The sequence below is a fragment of the Actinomadura sp. NPDC048394 genome (genome assembly GCF_040651755.1).
Taxonomy (GTDB): domain Bacteria; phylum Actinomycetota; class Actinomycetes; order Streptosporangiales; family Streptosporangiaceae; genus Spirillospora; species Spirillospora montaniterrae.
In genome coordinates, this window is record NZ_JBEZJL010000019.1 from 21,068 (window position 1) to 43,962 (window position 22,895).

22 protein-coding genes are annotated in these 22,895 nt (G+C 73.2%); 13 read left to right on the plus strand and 9 right to left on the minus strand.

Annotation, left to right across the window (positions count from 1 at the left end; translation table 11 throughout):
• Positions 1 to 79: 79 nt before the first annotated feature.
• Positions 80 to 2,182 (minus strand): serine/threonine-protein kinase, encoded by a 2,103-nt coding sequence (locus AB0C78_RS15555; RefSeq protein WP_360747465.1) that lies wholly within the window; start codon positions 2,180 to 2,182, stop codon positions 80 to 82.
• 237 nt (positions 2,183 to 2,419) lie between these two features.
• Here AB0C78_RS15555 and AB0C78_RS15560 point away from each other — a divergent pair, with 237 nt between their 5' ends.
• Complete coding sequence (locus AB0C78_RS15560; RefSeq protein WP_360747468.1) at positions 2,420 to 2,872, plus strand: sterol carrier family protein; 453 nt, start codon at positions 2,420 to 2,422, stop codon at positions 2,870 to 2,872.
• A gap of 137 nt (positions 2,873 to 3,009) precedes the next feature.
• Positions 3,010 to 3,648 carry a LamG domain-containing protein gene (locus AB0C78_RS15565; protein ID WP_360747471.1) on the plus strand — a complete coding sequence of 213 codons (639 nt, stop codon included), beginning with the start codon at positions 3,010 to 3,012 and terminating at the stop codon, positions 3,646 to 3,648.
• A 27-nt stretch (positions 3,649 to 3,675) separates the two neighbouring features.
• Here the strand turns inward: AB0C78_RS15565 and AB0C78_RS15570 are convergent, their stop codons facing one another.
• Positions 3,676 to 4,047, minus strand: coding sequence for a DUF4190 domain-containing protein (locus AB0C78_RS15570; RefSeq protein ID WP_360747474.1), 372 nt, complete (start codon positions 4,045 to 4,047; stop codon positions 3,676 to 3,678).
• 127 nt (positions 4,048 to 4,174) lie between these two features.
• Here AB0C78_RS15570 and purF point away from each other — a divergent pair, with 127 nt between their 5' ends.
• A complete protein-coding gene (purF, locus tag AB0C78_RS15575; protein WP_360747477.1) occupies positions 4,175 to 5,626 on the plus strand; it encodes an amidophosphoribosyltransferase in 1,452 nt (483 codons plus the stop codon).
• The gene (gene purM, locus AB0C78_RS15580) at positions 5,623 to 6,648 is read left to right on the plus strand and encodes a phosphoribosylformylglycinamidine cyclo-ligase (protein ID WP_360747480.1); all 1,026 of its coding nucleotides are present in this window, start codon (positions 5,623 to 5,625) and stop codon (positions 6,646 to 6,648) included. Before purF ends, purM begins: the two co-directional genes overlap by 4 nt.
• A 249-nt stretch (positions 6,649 to 6,897) precedes the next feature.
• Here purM and AB0C78_RS15585 read toward each other — a convergent pair whose 3' ends face one another.
• Positions 6,898 to 7,104, minus strand: a complete 207-nt coding sequence (locus AB0C78_RS15585; protein ID WP_360747483.1) for a DUF3073 domain-containing protein — start codon at positions 7,102 to 7,104, stop codon at positions 6,898 to 6,900.
• Positions 7,105 to 7,439: 335 nt separating this feature from the next.
• Positions 7,440 to 8,522 carry a Glu/Leu/Phe/Val dehydrogenase dimerization domain-containing protein gene (locus AB0C78_RS15590; protein ID WP_151542605.1) on the minus strand — a complete coding sequence of 361 codons (1,083 nt, stop codon included), beginning with the start codon at positions 8,520 to 8,522 and terminating at the stop codon, positions 7,440 to 7,442.
• Positions 8,523 to 8,657: 135 nt separating this feature from the next.
• On the opposite strand from AB0C78_RS15590, the gene AB0C78_RS15595 reads away from it, so the two are divergent.
• The gene (locus AB0C78_RS15595) at positions 8,658 to 9,572 is read left to right on the plus strand and encodes a hypothetical protein (protein ID WP_360747487.1); all 915 of its coding nucleotides are present in this window, start codon (positions 8,658 to 8,660) and stop codon (positions 9,570 to 9,572) included.
• A gap of 273 nt (positions 9,573 to 9,845) precedes the next feature.
• Positions 9,846 to 10,049 (plus strand): developmental transcriptional regulator BldC, encoded by a 204-nt coding sequence (gene bldC / locus AB0C78_RS15600; protein ID WP_012850682.1) that lies wholly within the window; start codon positions 9,846 to 9,848, stop codon positions 10,047 to 10,049.
• 341 nt (positions 10,050 to 10,390) lie between these two features.
• Here the strand turns inward: bldC and AB0C78_RS15605 are convergent, their stop codons facing one another.
• Complete coding sequence (locus AB0C78_RS15605; protein ID WP_225991928.1) at positions 10,391 to 11,080, minus strand: TetR/AcrR family transcriptional regulator; 690 nt, start codon at positions 11,078 to 11,080, stop codon at positions 10,391 to 10,393.
• 404 nt (positions 11,081 to 11,484) lie between these two features.
• Here AB0C78_RS15605 and AB0C78_RS15610 point away from each other — a divergent pair, with 404 nt between their 5' ends.
• The 3 genes from AB0C78_RS15610 (at position 11,485) to AB0C78_RS15620 (ending at position 14,097) form a co-directional block, all read left to right on the plus strand.
• Positions 11,485 to 12,486 carry a LacI family DNA-binding transcriptional regulator gene (locus tag AB0C78_RS15610; RefSeq protein WP_360747490.1) on the plus strand — a complete coding sequence of 334 codons (1,002 nt, stop codon included), beginning with the start codon at positions 11,485 to 11,487 and terminating at the stop codon, positions 12,484 to 12,486.
• Between the two features lie 359 nt (positions 12,487 to 12,845).
• Complete coding sequence (locus tag AB0C78_RS15615; RefSeq protein WP_151542608.1) at positions 12,846 to 13,082, plus strand: hypothetical protein; 237 nt, start codon at positions 12,846 to 12,848, stop codon at positions 13,080 to 13,082.
• A 172-nt stretch (positions 13,083 to 13,254) separates the two neighbouring features.
• Positions 13,255 to 14,097 carry an N-acetylmuramoyl-L-alanine amidase gene (locus AB0C78_RS15620; protein WP_360747493.1) on the plus strand — a complete coding sequence of 281 codons (843 nt, stop codon included), beginning with the start codon at positions 13,255 to 13,257 and terminating at the stop codon, positions 14,095 to 14,097.
• On the opposite strand, the gene AB0C78_RS15625 is transcribed toward AB0C78_RS15620, so the two are convergent.
• Positions 14,085 to 15,341, minus strand: a complete 1,257-nt coding sequence (locus AB0C78_RS15625) for an MFS transporter (RefSeq protein WP_360747496.1) — start codon at positions 15,339 to 15,341, stop codon at positions 14,085 to 14,087. The genes AB0C78_RS15620 and AB0C78_RS15625 overlap by 13 nt on opposite strands.
• Before the next feature lie 89 nt (positions 15,342 to 15,430).
• Between AB0C78_RS15625 and AB0C78_RS15630 the strand changes: the two genes are divergently transcribed.
• Complete coding sequence (locus AB0C78_RS15630; protein WP_360747499.1) at positions 15,431 to 15,841, plus strand: ArsR family transcriptional regulator; 411 nt, start codon at positions 15,431 to 15,433, stop codon at positions 15,839 to 15,841.
• Positions 15,842 to 16,068: 227 nt separating this feature from the next.
• Positions 16,069 to 17,541 (plus strand): class I SAM-dependent methyltransferase, encoded by a 1,473-nt coding sequence (locus AB0C78_RS15635; RefSeq protein ID WP_360747502.1) that lies wholly within the window; start codon positions 16,069 to 16,071, stop codon positions 17,539 to 17,541.
• A 9-nt stretch (positions 17,542 to 17,550) separates the two neighbouring features.
• On the opposite strand, the gene AB0C78_RS15640 is transcribed toward AB0C78_RS15635, so the two are convergent.
• Both AB0C78_RS15640 and AB0C78_RS15645 read right to left on the minus strand, forming a co-directional pair.
• The gene (locus AB0C78_RS15640) at positions 17,551 to 18,783 is read right to left on the minus strand and encodes a sodium:proton exchanger (RefSeq protein ID WP_360747505.1); all 1,233 of its coding nucleotides are present in this window, start codon (positions 18,781 to 18,783) and stop codon (positions 17,551 to 17,553) included.
• A gap of 97 nt (positions 18,784 to 18,880) precedes the next feature.
• Positions 18,881 to 19,954, minus strand: a complete 1,074-nt coding sequence (locus tag AB0C78_RS15645) for a quinone-dependent dihydroorotate dehydrogenase (protein ID WP_360747508.1) — start codon at positions 19,952 to 19,954, stop codon at positions 18,881 to 18,883.
• 249 nt (positions 19,955 to 20,203) lie between these two features.
• On the opposite strand from AB0C78_RS15645, the gene AB0C78_RS15650 reads away from it, so the two are divergent.
• Positions 20,204 to 20,398: a DUF6243 family protein gene (locus AB0C78_RS15650; RefSeq protein ID WP_360747511.1), complete on the plus strand. Its 195-nt coding sequence runs from the start codon at positions 20,204 to 20,206 to the stop codon at positions 20,396 to 20,398.
• Between the two features lie 154 nt (positions 20,399 to 20,552).
• Here AB0C78_RS15650 and AB0C78_RS15655 read toward each other — a convergent pair whose 3' ends face one another.
• Entirely contained in the window at positions 20,553 to 21,536 is a 984-nt protein-coding gene (locus AB0C78_RS15655; protein WP_360747514.1) for a hypothetical protein, read from the minus strand.
• A 174-nt stretch (positions 21,537 to 21,710) separates the two neighbouring features.
• Here AB0C78_RS15655 and AB0C78_RS15660 point away from each other — a divergent pair, with 174 nt between their 5' ends.
• Positions 21,711 to 22,721: an SCO0930 family lipoprotein gene (locus AB0C78_RS15660; RefSeq protein ID WP_360747517.1), complete on the plus strand. Its 1,011-nt coding sequence runs from the start codon at positions 21,711 to 21,713 to the stop codon at positions 22,719 to 22,721.
• The last annotated feature ends 174 nt before the right edge of the window (positions 22,722 to 22,895 follow it).

The window sequence follows — 22,895 nt, forward strand, 5'->3', positions numbered from 1 at the left end:
CCGCGGAAAGGCCGGAGTCGGCCGTCAACCGGAAGGCCCCGTCAGGAGACGCTTCCGATCCGTCAGGGCCGGCGGGGGCTCAGCCGCGGGACAGCTTCCCGGCATAGGCGAGGGCGGTGCCGGGCTTGCTCCACGCGTACTGGAGCGTCCCGTCCCCCATCCGCTTGATCTCCACGGTCCCGGGCGTGCACGGCGCCGGGATGGCGAGGTCCATGGTCAGGTTGCTCTGCGTGCCCTTCTTGAGGGTGAGCGTCCCGGTGCAGTGCTCCTGCGGGTACACCGCGCGCGCGGTGGTGGCGCCGGTCTGGAAGGTGACCTCGACGGGGAAGGACGCGTGCTGCGCGGCGTTCACCACCGTGCCCTTCCACGTGCCCGCGAACGGCCCGGGCACCGTGCTCACGGGCTGGTTGGCGGACGTGTTGGTCTGGTTGGGCGGCGGGTCGCCGTCGTCCTTCAGCTGCGGCCACAGCACGAGCACGATGATCGCGATCCCCACGCCCACGCCGATGACCAGGGACAGCGCGACGCCCAGGACGTGGTTGCTGGGACGCCGCATCCGCCCGAGGGCGAGGCGCGCCGACGTCTTGCGCTCGCCGCCGCCGCCGTGCTCGGCGCGCAGGCCGGGAATCAGGTGCGACGCCGTCGTCTCGTCCGCCGGCGGCATGTCGAGGGGGCCGAACATGGCGGTCGGGGCCGGGTCGGGCTGGTCGGCGGGCTCGGGGACGGCGCTCAACGTGGCCGTGGCGTCCGCCGACGGGGCGACCACGTTGAACGTGGTCGTCGCCTCGAAGGCGGCGGGGTCGAGCTCAGGCGCGGACGATGCCGTACCGCCCGGGCCTTCCGGCGCGGGCTTCTGCTTTTCCTTCCCCAGGGATGTGGAGGACAGGAATTGCGAGAGCTTCCGGAAGGGACGCGACGGCGGCGGATTGAACGCGTGCCGCGCCGCTGTGGGCGGCGCCTTCATCTGCGGCGCGTTACCGGGAGGCGGGGGCATGAACCCCTGCTGCGGCGGGGGGAACGGAGGGCCGCCCATAGGACCACCCATAGGGACGCCCATGGGCGAGCGCGGAGGGCCCGGCGGCATAGGCGCGGGCCCGGCACCGGGCGGGGGCGGCCCTTGCGGCGTCGGCGGCGGGCCTTGCGGTGGAGGCGGCCCGGCGGGCTGCCCCTGTCCCTGCCCTTGTCCCTGCCCTTGGCCCGCAGGCGGCGGAGGCGGTTGAACCGGCGGCTGCACCGGAGGCGAAGGCGGCGCGGGGGACTGCTGTGCGGCGGACGGCTGCCCGGGGGACGGCTGCGCTGCCGGGACGGCGTTCGTCGCGAGCGCACGGCCTTCGTCCACCATCGACGCGGGCATCCGCCCCGCGAGGGCGGTGTTCTCCTCAAGGAGCCGTTCGAGGAGCTGCCTAGAGGTGGGACGTGCGGCGGGGTCCTTCGCGAACGCGTCGCGCAAGACGTCTTGCAGGGACGGCGGTGCGTCGGACAGGTCCGGGTCCTCGTAGATGATGTGCTGCATCACCTCGGACGGGGAGCCCTCCCCGAACGGTGCCTTGCCGGTCGCGGCGAAGAGCATGGTGGCGGCCCACGCGAAGACGTCGGCGGCGGGGCCTATGCCGCTGCCGCTGAGTTGTTCGGGCGCCTTGTAGGCGGGGTCCTGGGTGATACGTCCGGTGGGCGCGGCGTTAACGGCTTCCAGCGCGCGCGCTATACCGAAGTCGGCCACCCGGGGGCCGTTCCTGCCGAGCAGGATGTTCCCCGGCTTGAGCCCGTGGTGGACGGCGCCCGCCCGGTGGATGGCGGCCAGCGCGACCGCCGCACCGACGGCGACGCGTTCCACTACGGCGCCGCCGCGTTTGCCTTCCTCGTCCACGAGCTGCTGCAGGGAAGGGCCGTCGACCCATTCGCTCACCACGTAGGGGCGGTCGCCTTCCACGTCGGCGCTCAGGATGGCCGCGGTGCAGAAGCCGGAGACCTTCTGCGCGGGCGCGAAGGCGTTGGCGAACCGGGAACGGGCCACGGGCTCGCCGCTGAGCCGGACGTGCAGCAGCTTCACCGCGACGAGGCCGCCCGCGGGGTCCCTGCCGAGGAAGACGGCGCCCTGCTCGCCGACGCCCAGCCGGCCCGTGACCTCGTACGAGCCGAGCCGTCGCGGGTCACCGGGCTGCAGGGGCAGCGCCTCGGGCATCTGACGAACCTCCGTGTCCTCCGGGGACCGCGTCCCCGGCCTCCCCGTTCCTCTCACTCCCCCATGCGTGCCTGCCGCCGGGGTCCATTTTTACCGTGTGCGCGGCGTTCGGGTGCCATCGACGGCCGACCGCCTCCGCCGGAAAGGCCTCGACCGCCTCCGCCGGAAAGGCCCCGATGCCCTTGCCCGGCGGCCTCTCGCTCCCTCCCTCGGCGGCGACCCGGTAGTTTCGGGACGGTGCCGCGAACACCGCTCTCCACCGCCCTGCTGAACGAGCAGCGCGCCGCTCTCGGCCTGCCGCCCCACGCCGGCCCGGACGAGCCCGCCGCGCTGCGCCGCGCGGCCCTGGAGACCGTGCTGGCGGCCCTGGACGCGGGCAAGGACCCGGCCGGGGACGTGTCCCGCCCGGTCGTCCGGGGGGCCGTCCGGTTCCTGCTCGACCGGCTCGCGGAGCTGGCGCCGGGCCGGTCGGTCGAGGTGCGCGTCCCTCCGCACGCCGCCGTGCAGTGCATCGCCGGCCCGCACCATACCCGGGGAACCCCGCCGAATGTGGTGGAGATGGACGCGGGGACGTGGATCGCGCTGGCGACGGGACGGCTGAGCTGGGCGGACGCCGTCGCCGCGAACCGGGTGCGGGCCAGCGGCGCGCGCGCGGACCTGTCGGAACAGGTCCCGCTGCCGCTCGGCTGATCCGGTTTCCCGCGCCTGACCTGCGGTATTGGGCGAGAAGTCCAATTCGGGGCTTGCCTGGCGCGCCGGGCGCTGCGAGCGTGGGTGCCGACCGTCGGGGCACCGCATCGGCGAGACGCCGTGCAGGAGGTGGACCCGTGCTCGTTGCGCATTGGACGTTCGACGTCGAGACCGTCGACGGCCGCCGGGTGGCGGACGCCGCCGGCGGCGGGCCGGTCGCGGAGCTGAACGCGTCGGCGCAGATCGTCCCGGGCCGGAACGGGGAGGCGCTGAGCCTGGACGGCCGCGGCCGCGCGCTGATCCCCGCCATGCCGCAGCTGGTGCTGAGCCAGGTGTTCGGGTTCAGCGTGGCGTTCTTCGTCCAGGTGGTGGAGGAGCCGACCGGCGAGTGGCGCAGCCTGCTCTACAAGTCCGTGGCGGAGAACGATGCGCGCGCGCTCGGCATGTGGCTCTACCCGGACGCGATGCGCATACGGGTACAGCTGTTCACCGTTAAGGGACCGGAGTACGTGGACAGCCACGCACGGCCGGCTCCAGGGGAGTGGACCCACGTCGCCTTCGTCGTGGATCAGGAAGGCATGTTCCTCTACATCAACGGCAGCCTCGATACGGGCATGTCGCTGGAGCACGCCGTCGTGACGCCCGCCGGGCCCATCTATCTGGGCAGCGAACCCACCAAGCCCGGCTTCGGCGGCCTGATGGACGATTTCCGGGTCTACGCGTCCCCGCTTACCGCCGAGGCGGTGGCGGAGCTGGCCGCCCAAGAGCCCGGCTAGGCCGGGCCTAGGCGCCGAGGTACGGGATCAGGGGTTCGACGTCTCGCGGACGAACGGGAACTCCTGCTCCACGCACCCTTGCCGCGCCTCGTCGTTCGGGTAGCGGGACGTGTCCCCGCACATGGCCGCCTTGCTCAGCAGCCAGAACAGCGCCAGGGCGCCCACCACCACGGCTATGCCGGAGCACACGACCCCCGCCACGGCGGGCCACCGCTCGGACTGCCCGCGGACGAGAGCGATCGTCCCGAGGACGAGCCCCACCAGCGCCGGGATCAGCCCCAGCAGGCACAGGGCCAGCCCTAGGAGCCCGACGATGCCGAGCACCAGTGAGGCCCGTGCCAGACCGCTCCGCCTGGGCGGAGCGGGAGGCGAATAGGTCCGGTACCCAGGCAGCGTCATAGGTTCCTCCACGTGTCGGCCACCAGATTTGCGTGCGGACGCTGAAGGCCGTGCTCGCGGGGAGTAAAGGTCGGTTAAGGAGATCCACCGATCCGAGCAGGTGAAGGGGGCATCTAGACTGGCTGGTGTGCCTCTCCGTGACGGACGTCTGAGCCACGACATCGATCCCTCCGACCGCCCCCCGCAGGACGCCTGCGGTGTGTTCGGCGTCTGGGTCCCCGCGGACCAGGCGCCCAGGGCGGAAGTGAGCAAGCTCACCTACTACGGCCTGTACGCGCTCCAGCACCGCGGGCAGGAGTCGGCGGGCATCGCGGTAAGCGACGGCTCCCGGATCGTCGTCTACAAGGACATGGGCCTGGTCGCCCAGGTCTTCGACGAGTCGGTGCTGAACACCCTGCGCGGCCACATCGCCGTGGGCCACTGCCGCTACTCCACGACCGGCTCGCCGACGTGGGAGAACGCGCAGCCCACGTTCCGCTCGACCGAGTCGGGCGGGCTGGCGCTGGTGCACAACGGCAACCTGATCAACACCCCGGACCTGGCCGCCCGGCTGGAGCCGGGGGTGCTGACCGCCACCACCGACACCGAGGTCCTGACCGCGCTGCTGGCCACCCGCGAGGGCGGCCCGCTCGCGGCGGCGCGCGACATCCTCCCGGTGACGCGCGGCGCGTACTCCCTGGTCTTCATGGACGAGGGCGTCCTGTACGCGGCCCGCGACCCGGAGGGCATCCGCCCGCTGGTGCTGGGCGCGCTGGAGGACTTCGGCTGGGTCGTCGCGTCCGAGACCGCCGGTCTCGACATCGTCGGCGCCCGGTTCGTCCGGGAGATCGAGCCCGGCGAGCTGATCGCGATCGACGGCGGCGGCGTCCGGTCCGAGCGGTTCGCCGAGCCGCGGCCGAAGGGCTGCCTGTTCGAGTACGTGTACCTGGCCAGGCCGGACACCACGATCGCCGGGCGCAGCGTCCAGGCGACGCGGGTGGAGGTCGGCCGCCGGCTGGCCCGCGAGCACCCGGTCGAGGCCGACCTGGTGATCCCGACGCCGGAGTCGGGCACCCCGGCCGCGATCGGCTACGCGGAGGCGTCCGGCATCCCCTACGGCCAGGGCCTGGTGAAGAACTCCTACGTCGGCCGGACGTTCATCCAGCCGTCGCAGACGATCCGCCAGCTCGGCATCCGGCTGAAGCTGAACCCGCTGCGCGAGGCGATCGAGGGCAAGCGCCTGGTGGTGGTGGACGACTCCATCGTCCGCGGCAACACCCAGCGGGCGATCGTGGGGATGCTGCGGGACGCGGGCGCCAAGGAGGTGCACGTGCGCATCTCCAGCCCGCCCGTGTCGTGGCCGTGCTTCTACGGCATCGACTTCGCCACCCGGGCCGAGCTGATCGCCGGGAACCTGTCGGTGGAGGAGATCCGCGACTCCATCGGCGCCGACACGCTCGGCTACATCTCGCTGGACGAGCTGATCTCCGCGTCGCGGATCCCGAAGGACAACCTGTGCCGGGCGTGCTTCGACGGCGTCTACCCCATCCCGGTGGAGGACGCCGCCCGCGGCAAGCACCTGCTGGAGGTCACCCGATGACCTCGTACGAGGCCGCCGGTGTGGACATCGCGGCGGGCGAGCGCGCCGTGGAGCTGATGAAGTCGCGGGTGGCGCGCGCGCGGCGTCCCGAGGTCGTGGACGACGCCAGCGGCTTCGCGGGCCTCTTCGACGCGTCCGCCTTCCTGCGCTACAAGCGGCCGCTGCTGGCGACGTCCACGGACGGTGTCGGCACCAAGGTCGACCTGGCGCGGCGCCTCGGCGTGTACGACACGGTGGGGCACGACCTCGTCGGCATGGTCATCGACGACCTCGCCGTATGCGGGGCCGAGCCGCTGTTCATGACGGACTACATCGCCTGCGGCAAGGTCGTCCCGGAACGCATCGCCGACATCGTCGGCGGCATCGCGGACGGCTGCGCCCTGGCGGGCTGCGCGCTGGTCGGCGGGGAGACCGCCGAGCACCCCGGCCTGTTGGAGGCGGACGAGTTCGACATCGCCGGCGCCGGAACGGGCGTGGTGGAGGCCGGCGAGCTGCTGGGGCCGGACCGGGTCCGCCCCGGGGACGCGGTCATCGCGATGGCGTCGTCCGGCATCCACTCCAACGGGTACTCGCTCGTCCGCCACATCCTGGCGGCGACCGATCTCGGCCTGGAGTCGCAGCCGTCGGAGCTGGACCGTCCGCTGGGCGAGGAGCTCCTCACGCCGACCCGCATCTACGCGCAGGACTGCCTCGCCCTGACGCGGGCCGGGGGCGTCCGTGCGTTCGCCCACATCACGGGCGGCGGGCTCGCGGCGAACCTGGCGCGGTCCCTGCCGCCGACCGTGGACGCGGCGCTGCGCCGCTCGTCGTGGGAAGTGCCCGCGGTGTTCCGGGTCCTGCAGGGGCACGGCGACGTGCCGCAGGCGGAGATGGACAAGACGTTCAACCTGGGCGTCGGCATGGCCGCCATCGTCGCCCCGGACGCCGCCGACGAGGCGCTGCGGCTGCTGGCGGCGCGCGGCGTGCCGTCGTGGGTCCTCGGCGAGATCACCGAGGGCACCGGCCAGGCCGTGCTCGCCTGACCCGCCCGTTCTGTGGCGACGCGTCCGTTCCGTCCCGCTCGGGTGCCCGGGTGGAGCGGCGCGGCGCTGAGCGCGACGCTGGGACGCTCCGGAGACCCGTGGGTCCACTGATGCGTCCGAGGTGCGGAACGCGACCCCAGGCCGCTCTCAGCCGCGCGGGCGGCCGCTCACGGGTGCTGGGGGCCGGGTGCCCGAAACCGAACAAACGCCACTGCCCGCGCGAGCGGGCAGTGGCGTGTTGTCAGCCGGTCAACCGGAGGTGCCGTCCTTGCGGTCCTCGGTCCCGTAGTCATCGGCGAAGTCCGCGTACTTCTCGGCGAGCTCGTCGTAGGAGTCGTCGCCGGAGTCGTTGACTCCGAGTTCGTGCTTCAGGCGGTCGAGGTCCGTGTTGCCGCTGTTGTACTTGAGCTGGCGGGCAACCTTCACCTGCTTGGCCTTGGCTCGGCCGCGACCCATTGGCTCGACCCCCTCGATGGTCAGGGCTTTCGTGGGCCCATCAACGCGCGCGTGTACCACACGAACCGGTGCCTGATGAGCCATGCGTCAGTCACGGATACAACCGTACCCGTTTTGCGCCCGGCTCGGTACATCGACGGTACGTGGCGGCGCTCTTGTTGCTGAGGACTCCAGTGTATCCGGTGGTCAGGGCGCCCCGCAGGGCGGCGCCGCGGGCCACCGCGACACGCCGCGCGAGACCCGGCTCCATCGGCCGAAACGCGACGGACCGCCGCGGAACCGGGCGAACCGGGCCCGCGGCGATCCGGAGCGGTGCCCCGCTCGGAGATGTCCGCTCAGAGGAGAATGCCGCGCAGGCGTCCGATCTCGGACATCCGCCGCTCGGCGAGCCGGTCGGCCGCCACCGCCGGCGGGACGCCCTCGTCGGCGGCCAGCGCGAAGATCTTCCGGGTCGTCTCGTAGATCCCCGACGCGCGCGCCTTCGCCCGGTCGAACTCGAAGCCCTCGATCTCGTCCGCGACCTGGATCACGCCGCCGGAGTTCACCACGTAGTCGGGGGCGTACAGCACGTCGCGGTCGGCGAGGCGCTTCTCGATGCCGGAATGGGCGAGCTGGTTGTTGGCCGCCCCGCACACCACCTTCGCGGACAGCAGCGGCACCGTGTCGTCGTTGAGGGAGCCGCCGAGCGCACACGGCGCGTACACGTCCAGCTCCGTACGGACCATCTCGTCCTTGTCCGCGACGACGTCCACCTCCGGGTGCAGCGCCTGGACGCGCTCCACCGCCGCCTCGCTGACGTCGCAGATGACCACGTCCGCGCCGTCCTCGCGCAGGTGCTCCACCAGCCTGTGGCCGACCTTGCCCACGCCCTCCACGCCGACCCTCCTGCCGCGCAGGGAAGGCGTGCCCCACACCGTCTCCGCCGCGGCGCGCATGCCCTGGAACACGCCGTACGCGGTGAGGATCGACGAGTCGCCAGCCCCGCCGTGCGCGACCGTCCGCCCGGTGACGAACCGGCACTCCCGCGCCACCACGTCCATGTCCTCGCTGTACGTACCGACGTCGCACGCCGTGTAGTAGCGGCCGTTCAGCGACTGGACGAACCGCCCGTACGCCCGAAGCAGCGCCTCGGACTTGTCCTTTGCGGGGTCACCGATGATGACGGCCTTGCCGCCGCCGAGGTCGAGGCCCGCCATGGCGTTCTTGTAGGCCATGCCACGGGACAGGTTCAGCACGTCGGTGAGCGCCTCCTCCTCCGACCCGTACGGGTAGAAGCGGGTGCCGCCCAGCGAGGGGCCGAGCGCGGTGGAGTAGATCGCGATGATCGCGCGCAGGCCGCTGGCCTCGTCCTGGCAGAAGACGACCTGCTCGTGTCGGGGCTCTGTGCCCTTGTGGGGCGACCCGAAGACATTAGGCACGGTAGTGCCCTCCTCTCTGTCTGTAGATCAGACTAAGGGGCGCCGGTATGGCGTGTTCGCGGCAGCGTTCGTCCGGTCTCATGTCACGATGCGGTGGTGTTTCCGTACGCGGCGTACCTACGGATATATGAACCGGTGACCGCCTTCCCGGAGCCCGCGCGGACCCTGTGGACGGCCTATGCCGACTCCAGGCGGCGGCCCCGCCGGATCCACGCGCTCGGCGCCGAGCACCGCGACGCGGCGCGCCGCATCGTCGGCGTGCCCCCGGAGGTCGTCCCGGACCGGGAGAGCCGGGACGCCTACGTCCGGCGCGTGGACGACACGATCTACGTCTCCCCGTGGGAGACGCGGCTGCGGTCCTGGCTGGCGTTCGAGCGGTTCCGCGGCGAGCACGCCGCGGGCCTCGCGGCCGCATTCGTCCCGCCGCCGCAGGCGGAGCGCGTCACGCGCGAGTTCGAGCAGTGGAAGCGGGCGGGCCGCCCGCTGCGGCCGCACATCCTGACCAGTACGTGGCACGTCCCGCTGGACTGGTTCGTGCCGTTCGCCCGCGGGGAGCGGTGCCTGATGCTGGGCGCTCCGGGCACCGGATACGGCGCCGCAGAGGGCGCCGCGGAGGGCGCGGCGGACCCGCCGGCGGACGACGCGTCCCAGGAACATGCAGGTCATGGCCCTGCTACGGCGGCTCCTGCGCGTACCCTCATCTACGTCACCTCGATGGGGGAGGCGCGCCGCCGGGTCGCCGCCGCCCTCCCGGTGGTGCGCGAGAACCTCGGCGACGGGTCGGGAGAGGTCTTCCTGCTGTCGGCGGGCCGGCTGGACACGCTCGCCCGGTGGCTCGGGGAGTTCCATCCGCGGGCGCTGGTCGAGCTGGACTACGGCGGCCTGGTCCACCTGCTGGACGACCGGACGCTGCAGGGGGACGAGTCGGTCGCCGAGATGGCCGTCGCGCTCACCGGGATGGAGCGCGGTGAGGTCGAGCTGACCGTGGCGATGTACAAGCGTCTCCTCGCGCGCTGGAGGCCCGTGCGGGCCCTCGAATCGGCGAACTAAAACAAATTTCCCGAATCCGCGCGCGATACGACTATACGTGTCGCTAGAATCACGCAGCGTGACCCAGTCATCACCGGACACGCGCAGCTCCCGGCCCCGGCGGGGATGTTTGCACGCAACTACCGCCAGGAACTTGCTTGTTGCGCTGAGTGGTGGCAAGGTTACACGTTGTGATGTCATAGTGGCTCTTTCGGGCCATAGGGGACATCAGTGACCGCGCGAGGATCAATCGCAGGATCGCTGTCATCGGTCCACGGAGGAGAGGCCGCAAACATGTCAGCACGTACGCCAGAGGCCGAGCCCCTGTTGACGCCGGCGGAGGTGGCGACGATGTTCCGCGTCGACCCCAAGACCGTCACGCGGTGGGCGAAGGCGGGAAAGCTCACGTCCATCCGCACGCTCGGGGGGCATCGGCGCTACCGCGAGGCGGAGGTGCGCGCGCTGCTGGCGGGCATCCCGCAGCAGCGGTCGGAGTAGCCGCTCCGGCCGGCCGGGCTCGAGCCGAGCCCTGCCGGAAGCACCCGGCCGAACAACTGGGGGGGCGGTCAGGAGGCCCCTGGACGACTCGCACGTCGATTACGCGCGGGGACGCCGCAGCGGCCTCCTGGACGAACGGGCCGGGACCACGGTCATCCGAGAATCGCGGTCCCGGGCCGATCACCGTCCGATCGGGATGTCCCGCTCGCAACCGGCGAGCGGGACAGTTCCTGTTCAACCCCGGTCCTGTTCAACCCCGCGCTCGCGCGACGGCTCAGGTTGACGGCGCGTGACCGGATGAGGTCACCGGATCTTCCCGATGTGGCAGAACGGGCCGGGCGTCAGACGCTCATCTCTTCCTGGGCGAGGCGGTCGAAGAGGGCGCCGGTCGACGGGTCGTGCTTGCCGGCCACGTGCAGCATCACGACGAGCTGGTCCACCACGAGCGCCTCCAGCTCGGGGCGGGTCACGTCGCGGTTGTCCAGCCAGTCCAGGCCCGCGGTCTCCACCGACGCCATCCACGAGCGCAGCGTGATGCGCAGGATCGGCGGCGGCGTCTCCACGTCCAGCGAGTGCAGGATCCGGTCCAGCAGCAGCTGCCGGATCCCGTCGACGATCTCCCCGACCTCCCCGGACCGGTCCGCGGGCCCGCCGCGCAGCAGCGCCGTGTAACCGGCCGCGTGGCTCTCCACGAAGTCGAAGTAGCGCTCCAGCGACACCCGCAGCCGCTCCAGCGGCTTGCCCTCCGCAGGCGGCTCCAGCAGCACCGACAGCTGCTTGGCGGCGCTGCCGAGCGCCGCGAGGTACAGCTCGTACTTGCCGCCGAAGTAGTGGTAGACCAGCGCGCGCGAGGCGCCCGCGGCGGCCGCGACGTCGTCGATCGAGATGTCCTCGGGCGAGCGCGTGCTGAACAGCTGCAGCGCCGCCTCGATCAGTTCCTCTCGCCGTTCGTCCACGCTGAGCCTGCGGCGTCCTTGCCCGCCGCCCTGCCGGCTCCGCGCCTTACCGCCGGCCACCGCACGTTCTGCCACCTGGGCAGCGTATCCGAGGGCGGCGCGGGCGGGTCGCGGTCGCGCCGCGCCGGGCGGGCTTTTCACCGGGTCGTGATCACCCGCCGACGCCGCTGTGATCCGGAACACCACAGGCCGCAACTGGCATTGTCGTATGCCCGTTACTCACTGTTGCGACGATTCGGGGCGAAGGAGGGGCATCATGGCATCTCCTCCGCGGCGCAGGAGGCGTGCCGGCCCCCCGCGGCGCGCCGCCGCGGCAGGTGCCGCCAAGACCATTTGAGGCATGCCTAGGCCCCCCTGGACGGAGTGCCATGTCAGCTGGTGAAGCAAGCCCCCCGCACGAGACGCCGGTGGTGGGAGAGGGCGCGGTGCCCCCGCCGCGCGCCCCCGCCTCCGCGGCGCGCAGCGACGAGGGGAGGCCGGTGCCCGCGCCGAAACCGACCATCCGCAACGTCGCGGAGCGGGCCGGCGTCTCCAAGTCGCTCGTCTCGCTGGTGATGCGGGGGTCACCGCACGTGAGCGAGCGGCGCCGGCAGGCGGTGCTGCAGGCGGCCCGGGAGCTCGGCTACCGGCCGAACGCGGTGGCGCGCAGCCTGGTCGAGGGCCGCACCCGGCTGATCGGCGCGATCGTCGCCGACCTGCACAACCCGTTCTTCGCCGAGTTCCTGGACGGCCTGCAGGAGAGCCTGCACGGCGCCGGGCTGCGGATGCTGGTCGGCAGCGGCCGCTGGGACCCGCTGTTCGAGGCGGAGGCCGTCGAGGCGTTCCTGGAGATGCGGGTGGACGGCCTCGTCCTGCTCAGCGTCGTCCCGGAGTCGCTGAAGGAGGCCGCGGCGAGCGTCCCGGTGGTGGTCGTCGGCGAGCGCGACGTCGTCGGGGTCGACATCGTGGTGGACGACGACGAGCTGGGCGCGAGCCTGGCCGTCGACCACCTGGTCGGCCTGGGGCACCGGCGGATCGCGCACATCGAGGGGGCGCGCTCGACGACGGCGCGGTACCGGCGGGCGGGGTACGAGAAGGCGATGCGCCGGCACGGGCTGAGCGAGGAGATCGTGGTCGAGCCCGGCGACTTCACCGAGGACGGCGGCTACCGGGCGGCCCGCGAGCTGCTGCGCCGCGACCACCGGCCCACCGCGATCTTCGCGCCGAACGACCTGGTCGCGACCGGCGCGCTGTCGGCGGCGGACGAGCTGGACATGTCGGTGCCGGAGCAGCTGTCGATCGTCGGCTACGACAACACGCATCTCGCCGCGATCCGGCACATCTCGCTGACCAGCGTGGACCAGCCGCGGCGGGACATGGGGAGGGTGGCCGCGGAGCTGCTGACCGCGCGGATCGGCGACCCGTCCCGGGCCGCGAAGCAGAACCTCGTCGTCCCGCACCTGGTGATCCGTTCGACGACCGGCCCGGCTCCCGCCGTCTAGCGCGGCCCGCCGCCGCCCGGGCGCGGTCGCGGCCCGCGGGTGCTCCCCTCACGCCGCCCGCGGGCGCCCTTCGCGCCCGTCCACGTCCTTCGCACGTCCGCCCGCGGGTGCTCCCCTCGCCCTCGCCTCGGGTGCTCCCCTCGCGCCTGCCCGCGGCTCCGGACGGCCGGGCGTTCCTCGAAGTGGTGTGGCGCGGGTAAGGGGCTGGCCAAGCCTGCCGCATTCACCGGCCCGCGCGCGCTTCCCGGCGCCTTAATGGACTCACCGCTCGGCGTGGCGCGCGGGCGGTTCCTGTATGGGGCCGCCCGCGCGGCCGACGGACGGGGTAAGGGTCGTGTTCACCCAAGGGGGTTCAGCTCGTGCGTGATCCGGAACTGGTGTCGTGCGCGCAGCGTGCGGCGAGCGAACTGGAGCAGGCGTGGTCGCAGTGGCGGCACGCGCGCGGCCTGGCCGAGCAGGTCTCGGAGTCGGTCGCCAGTTACGTCGCCCATTCGATCGACCACCCCTGGGGGCGCCCCCGCGTGGTCCTCGGCCTGGACGCGGACGAGGCGCGCGCGCTGGCCGCGCTCCTGGGCAAGGAAGACCCGCTCCTCTGACGGGCCCTGCCACTCCGGGCCGGTCGCGTCGCATACCGGTCCTGTACGGCCGTCCCCGTTGACCGGGTACGGCCGGAACTCGCCGTACCCGTTTCTCCGACTTCGTTTGACGAACTCCCGCGCGTGTGCAGACTGTCAGGGTCGGTAACGAAGTCATCACGGAGGACGGCCTGTGCGCATCCAACGAGGCGGTCCAGCGGTCGCCGGTCTCGCGCTGTGCCTCGGCGCGCTCGCCGCGTGCGGCGGGTCGTCCGGGGGGAAGGCGTCGCCGGCCGGTGACACCGCCGAGCCGCCGACCGCGGGAGCGACGAAGGGCACCTCGGCGGGCGGCCCCGCCTCGCCCAAGGGGTCCGGCGGGCGTCCGCTGGCGGGCAAGGTCGTCGTGATCGACCCGGGCCACAACGGCGGCAACGCCTCGCATCCGCGCGAGATCGCCAAGAAGGTGTACGTCGGCAACGGCACCAAGGAGTGCGACACCACCGGCACCGACACCGTCTCCGGCTACTCCGAGCACGCCTTCACCTGGGACGTGTCGAACCGGCTCGCGAAGATCCTGCGGGCCGAGGGCGCGAAGGTGACGCTGACCCGCAAGAACGACACGGGCGTCGGGCCGTGCGTGGACCAGCGGGCGGCGATCGGCAACGAGGCGCACGCCGACGCCGCCATCTCGATCCACGGCGACGGCGCCGCCGCGTCCGGGCACGGGTTCCACATCATCGAGCCCCTCGCCGTCGGCAAGAACGCGAAGATCGTCGCGCCGTCCGCCAAGCTGGGCACGGCGCTGCGGGACGCGTACCACTCCGGCACCGGCATCTCCTACTCCACGTACCTCGGCACGAAGGCCATCGACAAGCGCAGCGACCTCGGCGGGCTGAACATGTCGACGGTCCCGAAGGTGTTCATCGAGTGCGGGAACATGCGCAACAAGGGCGACGCGGCCAAGATGACCAGCGCCTCGTTCCGGCAGCGCATGGCGGAGTCCCTCGCGAAGGGCTTCCAGAACTACCTGTCCTGATCGCCGGCGTGGCGGCGGGCGGTGAGGACGACGGCGCCGCCGGTCGCGGCGAGGGCGGCGAGCGCGGTGGCGAAGAGGGTGGCGCCCGCGGTGAGGCCCACGGCGTCGCTGAGGTAGCCGGCGGTGACCGGCAGGAGGCCGGCGGGGACGTAGCCGCCGATGTTGAACGCGGCGTTGGCCTCGGCGAGGCGGCGCGCCGGGACGGCGGCGTTCAGCAGCGAGAGGCCGCCGAGCTGGCCCATGCCCTGCCCGGCGCCCGCGAGGACGGCGGACGCGGCGAGCGCCGCGACGGACGCGCCGTGCACGGCGATCACCAGCGAGGCCATCGCGGCGACCGTGGCGGCGGCGCCCGCGACGAGGATGGCGCGCCGCGGCAGCCGCTGGACCGCGAACTGCACGCCGGTGGCGGCGGCGAACATGACGAACGCCATGCCGCCGGCGACGATCCGGTTCCCGGTGCCGAGCAGCCCCGACAGCAGTGACGGGCCGAGCGACAGGACGAACGACGTCGCGGTGATGCCGGGCGCGAAGACCGCGATGCCGAGGACGAGCCGCATGGCGTTCTCGCGCGGGACGCCCGGCACGCGGATCCACGACCGCGCGGCGGGGCCGGCGGTGGGGCCACCGCTGGGAGTGGACGGGCGCGGCAGCGGCATGCGCACGACGACGAGGGCCGCCGTGGCCAGCAGGACGGCCTCGACGGCGAACACGGTGACGGTCGGGGCGGGCAGCGTCTCGGACAGGACGCCGGACAGCAGCGGCCCGAGCCCGGCGCCGAACACCATCGCGGACGAGGCGAGGAGCGCGGCGAGGCGGCGGCGGGACGGCCCGGCGACGTCGGTGACGGCGGCCAAGCCGGCGGAGACGGTGGCGCCGACGGCGATGCCGGTCAGCAGCCGGGCGGCGATGAGGGCGGCGACGGTGCCGGCGGTCGCGAAGACGCCGCAGGCGACGAGGGCGAGGGCGAGCGCGGGCAGCAGGACGGGGCGGCGGCCGAGCCGGTCGGACAGCACGCCGGACACCAGCAGCGAGCCGAGCAGCCCGACGATGTAGAAGGCGAAGACGACGGTGAGCGTGCCCTTGGAGAAGCCGATGTCGCGCTGCCAGAGCACGTAGAGCGGCGTGGCGGCGTTCGACAGCACGAAGACGGCGGTGACGGGCCAGGCGGCGAGCCAGATCCAGCGGGTGCGGATGTCCCGGTGCCGGGCGCCGTGGGGGGCGCGGATCGTCGGGGCGTGCGACATGGGGGTCCCTTCGCCGAAGCAGTACGACTTTTTTCGAACTTAGCATGCAGTACGATGAAACTCGTACAAGCGGGGAGAGGGGACGCGACATGGCGACGACGGCGACCGGCGGGCCGGGGAGCGCCGCGGCGGAGACCGCGCGACCGGCGATCAGGGTGCTGCCCGAACCGCCCGGCCTGCCCGAGCCCCTGCCGGAACCGGCCGCCGAGGACCTCCGGCTGGAGACGATCTTCGGCGCGCTCAGCGGGCCGCTGCGGCTGGAGATCGTCCGCCGGCTCCTCCTCGACCGCGAGGAGTTCGACCACCCCTGCGGCTGGTTCGGCTTCGACCGGCCGAAATCGTCGCTGACCCACCACTTCAAGGCGCTGCGCGAGGCCGGCGTCCTGCGGCAGCGCCAGTACGGCCTGGAGCGCCGCAGCGAGGTCCGCATCGACGACCTCAACGCCCGCTTCCCAGGCCTGCTGGAGCTGATCGCGTCGTCCTCGGCGTCAGACCACTAGACGGCCTTCCTGCAACGGACGACGCGTGCGATCGCTGCATCGCTCCGACTCGCCCAGGGGCTCGCCGCGCGATCGGATTCTCGCTTCGCACGAATCCGGCTTCGCTCGCGATCGCGACGTCTGAGGTCCGTGCGGCGCCGGGCCGGGCTTGGGGTGCGGCGGCGCGGCGCGGGGTGGCGCGGGGCGGGGTTCGCGCATGCCGGTGGACGGTCGGGCAGGATGGGCGGATGGATGATCTTCGGGAGCCGCTGCGTCGCGTCCGTGCCGCGTTCGAGGGCGCCGGCTACACCGTCGGCGGGGTGCGCGAACTGCTCGGACCGGTCGCGGGCGGCGCGCTGGCGCGCGACGAGATCGTCCCGGCGCTGCGGGCCACGCGCGGCGGGTCGCCGCTGGAGCTGCTGACCCGGCTGTTCTGGTTGCAGGTGCCGGTGGACGCGTCCGCCCTCGACGCGGCGGGGCTCGACGTGCGCGACCTCGTCGCGGCCGGGCTCGCCGAGCCGTCCGGTGCGGAGGTGCGGCCGCTGCTGCACGTCGAGCCGCTGGAGTCGGTGAGCGGCGAGGGGCACGCGGGGTACGCCGTCTCCGATCTGAAGGTGCGGCCCGGCTCCGGGACGGTCCCGGCGGACGACCACGTCGTGGGGGCGGGCGGCGCGTCGGGGAATCTGGCCCGCCTCGTCGTCCACAGGCCTGTGGATAACGTGCTCGATCTCGGCACCGGCTGCGGGGTCCAGGCGGTGCATCTGCACGACCGGCTGCGCCCGGGCCGGATCACCGCGACGGACGTGAACCCGCGCGCCCTGGAGCTCGCCGCGATGAGTTTCGAGCTGTCCGGAATGGACGGCGTCGAGCTGCTGGAGGGCTCGCTCCTGGAGCCGGTGCGGGGCCGCCGCTTCGACCTGATCGTGTCGAACCCGCCGTTCGTCGTCGCGCCGTCCGGCGACCGCCGGTTCACCTACCGGGAGTCCGGGATGCCGGGCGACGACTTCTGCCGGCGGCTCGTCGGCGCGGCGCCGGAGATGCTGGAGGACGGCGGATACTGCCAGCTCCTGGCCAACTGGCTGCACGTCGAGGGCGTCCCGTGGGAGGAGCGCGTCGGCGCGTGGACGGCGGGCTGCGACGCGTGGATCGTCCAGCGGGACGTCCAGGACCCCGCCGAGTACGCCGAGTTGTGGCTGCGCGATTCATGCGAGGCGGGGACGCCCGAATACCGGGCGCGCTACGACGCGTGGCTCGATCACTTCGAGCGGCAGGGCGTCACGGGCATCGGGTTCGGGTGGATCACGTTGCGGCGCAGCGCGCGTCCCGCCGTCCGGATCGAGGAGCTGCGGCAGGCCGTCGACCAACCGGTCGGCGCCTATGTGGAAAGCGTCATGGACGGGTTCGGGAACGCCGAAAAGTTTTCCACAGGCTGTGGATCGCGCGTGCGGGCGGCGGACGGGCTCGTCCAGGAACAGGTCGGCGCGCCGGGCGCCGAGGACCCCGAGCGGATCGTGCTGCGGCAGACCGCGCGGCTGCGCCGGGCCGCCGGGGTCGGCACGGTCGAGGCGGCGCTCGCCGGGGTCTGCGACGGCTCCCTCCCGCTCGACCGGCTGCTCGACGCGATCGCCCAGCTCACCGGCATGGACGCGGGCCAGGTCCGGGCGCACGCCGGGACCGTCCTGCCGGAGCTGATCGCGGACGGCTTCTTCGAGGTGGCCTAGAACGGCGGCCTAGCGGCGGAAGACGGTCTCCATCGCGCGGCCGAGATCGCGGTACCGGTTGATCAGGACGGTGAAGCCGACCGCGAGGTAGATCCCCGACAGGACCAGCCGGGCCTGCTCGCCCGGCAGCGCGAACTGGATCGCGAACAGCACGAACAGCAGCGCGGCCTCCCACCGGCGCAGCACGAGGTCGATGAGCAGGCCGAGGCCGAGGACGGTCTGCGACGCGGTCAGCAGCACCTCCTCCAGCTGCCGCGAGTCGAGTGGCAGCGACCAGGCGCCGCCGCCCGCCTTGTAGGCGAGGGGGAGGCTGCCGATCAGCAGCGTCCACTGGTTGACCTTGCTGGACAGCAGCGTGCCGATCGCGTCGGCGTCCCGCAGCCGCCACGCGAACACCACCGCGACGATCAGCTCCGGCGCCTCGGACGCCAGCGGTGCGAGCCACTGCACCAGCAGGAACTCGTCGACGCCGAGCGCGGACCCGGCGTCCACCAGCGAGTTCGCGAACGGTTCGGCGGAGATGAACACCAGCGCCGTGCCGATCGCGAACCCGGCGCCGGTGGCGGCGCGGCGCATCCGGCGCGGCAGCGTGACGAGCCGGGCGGGCACCCCGGCGAGGTTCTCCACGTCCTCGCCGCCGCCCCGGGCGATCCGGCCGAGGTAGATCACGTACACGCCGATCAGGACGATCGCGATGTACCACCCGATCTCGGCGGTGAGCGCGGGGATGAAGCCGAGCACGGTCGCGAGCGCGAGGAAGCCCAGCTCCGTCCGGTGGTGCGGGGCGAGCCGGACGTCCCGTCGCTCGCCGCGCGGCGGCGGCCGCCGCTTTCCGTGCCGCCCGCCGCGGCGTGCCGTCCGGCGGACGCCGAGCGTGAACGCCAGCGCGACCAGCGCCCATCCGACGCCGACGAGGAGCCGGTTCGCGCCCGTCATGTTGGCCGCCGCATAGCCCGCGTAGTGCGGTTTCGTGCCGGCCGCGAACGCGTAGTACACGTCGACGGCGTATTCGGGGAGCACCGCGATGAGGGCGAGCAGCGCCAGCGCGAGCGCCCCGGACATGTCGGCTCGTGCCGTCTCGGCCGCCCACATCAGCAGGACGGCGGCGGCGAGGACGCCCGCGCCGTAGATCACCGCGGCGGGGACGGCGGACGGGTGCAGCCCGGCGGCCCGCGTCACGACCGCCGGGAGCGCGATGGCCAGCGCGGCGCCGATGCGGAGGAGCAGCGTCTCGCGTGGCATACCCGCACTCCTGCCCGCGCGATGATCACCTCACGGCAAAGCGGCGATCTCCGTTGCGTCGCGGTGTCCCCGTTGCGTCGCGGTGTCCCGCCGCGGCTCAGCGGTGGCGGGCGGCGGCGATGGTGGGGAAGGCGCTCGCCTTCAGGCGGGCCGCCAGGTCGCGGTGGACGCGGTGGGCCCAGAACGGGCCGCCGTAGATCATCCCGGTGTAGCCCTGGACGAGGGTGGCGCCGGCGCGGATCCGCTCCCACACGTCGTCGGCGTTCTCGACGCCGCCGACCGAGATCAGGACGAGCCGGTCGCCGGCGCGGTCGCGCAGCCGGCGCAGGACGTCCAGGGACCGGTCCTTCAGCGGCGCGCCGGACAGCCCGCCGGTCTCCTTGGCGAGCGCGGCGTCGCTGCGCAGGCCGGAGCGCTCGATGGTGGTGTTGGTGGCGATGATCCCGTCCAGGCCGAGGTCGAGCGCGAGGTCGGCGACCGCGTCGACGTCGTCGTCGGCGAGGTCCGGCGCGATCTTGACCAGCAGCGGGACGCGGCGCGGCGCGGACCGGTCGGCGGCCTCGCGGACGGCGGTGAGCAGCGGCCGCAGGTGCTCGACGGCCTGCAGGTTCCGCAGCCCCGGCGTGTTCGGGGAGCTGACGTTGACCACGAGGTAGTCGGCGTGGGGGGCGAGGCGCTCGGTGCTCGCGACGTAGTCGGCGGCGGCCTCGGCCTCCGGGACGACCTTGGTCTTGCCGATGTTGACCCCGACGATCGTCCCGGGACGGCGGTCCCGCAGCCGGGCGGCGGCGGCCTCGGAGCCGGCGTTGTTGAACCCCATCCGGTTGATGACCGCCCGGTCGCGGACGAGGCGGAACAGCCGGGGCCGCGGGTTGCCCGGCTGGGGCCGCCCGGTGACGGTGCCGATCTCGACGTGGCCGAACCCGAACGCGCCGAGCGCCTCGTAGGCGACGGCGTCCTTGTCGAACCCGGCGGCGAGGCCGAGCGGGCTCGGGAAGTCCAGGCCGAGCGCGTGCACGGCGAGCGCCGGGTCGCGCGGTGCGAGGAACCGCCGCAGCAGCGGCGCCGCGCCCGGGACGGCCTGGATCGCGCGCAGCGCCCGCAGCGTCAGGTGGTGCGCGGTCTCGGCGGAGATCCGGGCGATGACCAGTGAGAACAGGAGTCGATACATCGCCGCCAGTATCGCAGCACCGGTCCGGCCGAAAACACGTTGCCCGGCGTGCGGGCGGTGCCTACGGTGGCGGCATGTTCAGCGATCTCCTGGCCACCGCCGCGTGGCCCGTCCTCCAGCGCGTGCACCCGCCGCGTCCCGCCGGACGATCCGGCCGCGACGCCGGGGGCGTCTGAGCTTCCACCGCTCCCGCGCGGCCGGATCCGGGGTGCAGGACCGAACGCACACCAGCCCGGACGGGAGTGGATCATGTCCAGGAGCAGGGGCCGCAACGGCATGCTCGGAGTGGGCGGCCAGCGCAAGAAGATCTCGCGGCGCGCGCTGCGCGGCGGGGAGGCCGCCGCGCAGGGCGGCGCCGCCGATCAGGCGGCCCAGAGGAAGGAACTGCTCAGGAAGATGCGCGAGCGCGCCGAGCGGCGCGGCTCCGCCGCCGACGAGCAGTAGCGATCACCGCAGAGCGCGCCGGTCTCCGCACAGGAGACCGGCGCGTTCGCCTTTCCGCAGCTCATCAGCCGGGCTCGGGCTGATCGGCCCCGTTCCAGGGGCATCGGCCGAGCCCGGTTCAGCGGCCGAGCCCGGTTCAGCGGCCGGGCCCGGTTCAGCGGCCGAGGAAGGTGCGGCGGAGTGTCCGGCGGACGTCGCGGCTCGCCTCGCGCAGCGTCCGGCGGACGGCCCGGAGCGGGTCGCGGACGGTGACGCGCCACGCCGCGCCGATGCCGCGCCCGATGGGCGCCAGGACGTTCGTCCCGAACCAGCGGAGCGGGATCACCACCAGCACGCGCACGGGCGCGACCACCAGGGTGCGCCACAGCCAGGACAGGATGCGGGCGGAGAGCCGCCACGTCCCCGCGATTCCCGCGCCGATCGGCGCGAGGACGTACCGCCACAGCGCGCGCGCCGGGACGACCACGAAGACGCGTAGCAACCAGCCGAGGCAGCGGCCGGTCTGCCGCCACGACCACACGACGGCGGCGGCGAACGCCCGCCAGGCCGCGGCGAGGCCGCGTCCGGTCCAGCGCGCGAGCCAGGCGAGCCCGAGCAGCGGCGGCCGCAGGACGTACCGCCAGAGCAGGACGAGGGGCAGGACGAGCACGACGGCGAGGACCCGTCCGATGCCGCGGAACAGCCACGCGAGCCCGCGCCCGATCCACCTGCCGAGCCACGCGAGGCCCCGTCCGAGGGCGCGGAGCGGCCCGAGCAGGACGAGGTCGAGGAAGTGCCCGATCGGCGTCAGCACGTACCGGTAGAGCCAGAGCGCGGCGGCGGCGATGCCGAGGCCGAGCATCCGCAGCGGCCACCACAGGACGAGGCCGAGCGGCCGCAGCACCCACCGGTACAGCGCGACGGCGATGATCAGCGGGATCCGGACGAGGAACCGCCAGCACGCCGCGATGCCGCGCCCGACGACCCCGAGCAGGTCGTACAGCAACCGGAACGGCACGACGACGATCAGCGCGACCACCCGGGCGGGGACGACGAGCCAGGCGGGACCGGCCGGCGGGTCCGGTTCGGGCGGCGGTTGCTTGGCGAAGAGGCCGGCCGTGTCGGGGGTCGGGCGGCTCGGCCGGTCGGGGGTCGACAACGCGTACCTCGATTGCACAGTTCGTGGGCTTTTCCTGGGACGTGCCCGAGGTTGAACCCGTTCCGCGCCGTTCACCGTACTGCTCCTCGATCAGGACGAGCGGTGCGGCCGCCTCCTCGATCGGCGTGCGGTACCCGGACCGAGCCGGGGCCCACAACACATGGAGGACACGAGATGCATTTCCCACGATGGGCGTTCCCCGCCGCGGCCGCCCTCATCGCGTCCGGGATGGTGCTGTCGGCGTGCGGGCAGGAGAACGGGAACGGGAAAGGGCAGCGGAACGCCGCCGCGGGGAGCAGAGCCCAGGCGGACCCGTCGGCGTCCGCGGCGCCGTCGCCGTCCGCCGCGCCGACGACGCTGGAGGTCGCGAGCGTCACCAAACTCGGCAAGGTCGTCACCGACGGGCAGGGCAGGACGCTGTACCGGTTCGACGACGACACGGCGAAGCCGCCCGCGTCGACGTGCGCGGGCGCGTGCGCGAAGGCGTGGCCGCCGGTGTGGGCGAACGGAGCCGCGACGCAGGTCAAGGGCGTCGAGGCGGCGCTCGTCGGGAAGGTGCGGCGGCCGGACGGCAAGTGGCAGGTCACGCTCGCCGGCTGGCCGCTGTACCGCTACGTGAAGGACCAGAGCCCCGGCGACGTGCGCGGGCAGGGCGTCGGCAAGAAGTGGTATGCGGCGGCGCCGACCGGCAAGAAGGCGCTCGCGGCGGCCAAGACCGCGAACAGGTGGAAGGGCTGGACGGTCGTCAAGGCGAAGAACGACCCGAAGTTCGGGATGATCCTGACCGACGGGAACGGCCGGACCCTCTACCGCTACGACAAGGACACCAGCAAGCCGCCGAACTCGACGTGCTTCGGCGCGTGCAAGAAGGCGTGGCCGCCGGCGGTGTTCAACGGCTGGAAGCACCTCAAGCTGGAGGGCGTCAGCCGGAAGGTCGTCAACTTCATCGAGCGCAAGGACGACGGCAAGTGCCAGCTCACGATCAACGGCTGGCCGATGTACTTCTACGAGAAGGACAAGCAGCCGGGTGACACCAAGGGCCAGGGCGTCGGCGGGGTGTGGTGGCTGACGCGGCCGAGCGGTGCGAAGATCATGACCGGCGCGGGCTCGGGCGGCGGCTCGGGCACCGGGTCCGGCGGCGGCTCCGGCGGCGGGTCCGGGTACGGGACGGGCGGCGGTTACTGAGCCTCCGCGCCGTCCCCCACAGGCGAAGGCGCGGGAGGATCGCGGGTCGGTCGGGGTCCGCGAACCTCCCGCGCCTTCCTCATGCCCCGGCGCGCCCGCCGCCAGCCGCCCCGTTCCCGCTGCCCGCCGCTAGGTCAAGGTTCCTGCTGCCCGCCGCCAGGTCCCGGTTCCTGC

Bases quoted from the DNA above. Each gene is read 5' to 3' on its own strand.
- AB0C78_RS15555 (WP_360747465.1), bottom strand. From the start codon at position 2,182: ATGCCCGAGGCGCTGCCCCTGCAGCCCGGTGACCCGCGACGGCTCGGC.
- AB0C78_RS15660 (WP_360747517.1), top strand. From the start codon at position 21,711: ATGCATTTCCCACGATGGGCGTTCCCCGCCGCGGCCGCCCTCATCGCG.
- AB0C78_RS15650 (WP_360747511.1), top strand. From the start codon at position 20,204: ATGTCCAGGAGCAGGGGCCGCAACGGCATGCTCGGAGTGGGCGGCCAG.
- AB0C78_RS15630 (WP_360747499.1), top strand. From the start codon at position 15,431: ATGGCGACGACGGCGACCGGCGGGCCGGGGAGCGCCGCGGCGGAGACC.
- AB0C78_RS15635 (WP_360747502.1), top strand. From the start codon at position 16,069: ATGGATGATCTTCGGGAGCCGCTGCGTCGCGTCCGTGCCGCGTTCGAG.
- purM (WP_360747480.1), top strand. From the start codon at position 5,623: ATGACCTCGTACGAGGCCGCCGGTGTGGACATCGCGGCGGGCGAGCGC.
- AB0C78_RS15625 (WP_360747496.1), bottom strand. From the start codon at position 15,341: ATGTCGCACGCCCCGACGATCCGCGCCCCCCACGGCGCCCGGCACCGG.
- AB0C78_RS15585 (WP_360747483.1), bottom strand. From the start codon at position 7,104: ATGGGTCGCGGCCGAGCCAAGGCCAAGCAGGTGAAGGTTGCCCGCCAG.
- AB0C78_RS15570 (WP_360747474.1), bottom strand. From the start codon at position 4,047: ATGACGCTGCCTGGGTACCGGACCTATTCGCCTCCCGCTCCGCCCAGG.
- bldC (WP_012850682.1), top strand. From the start codon at position 9,846: ATGTCAGCACGTACGCCAGAGGCCGAGCCCCTGTTGACGCCGGCGGAG.
- AB0C78_RS15645 (WP_360747508.1), bottom strand. From the start codon at position 19,954: ATGTATCGACTCCTGTTCTCACTGGTCATCGCCCGGATCTCCGCCGAG.
- AB0C78_RS15640 (WP_360747505.1), bottom strand. From the start codon at position 18,783: ATGCCACGCGAGACGCTGCTCCTCCGCATCGGCGCCGCGCTGGCCATC.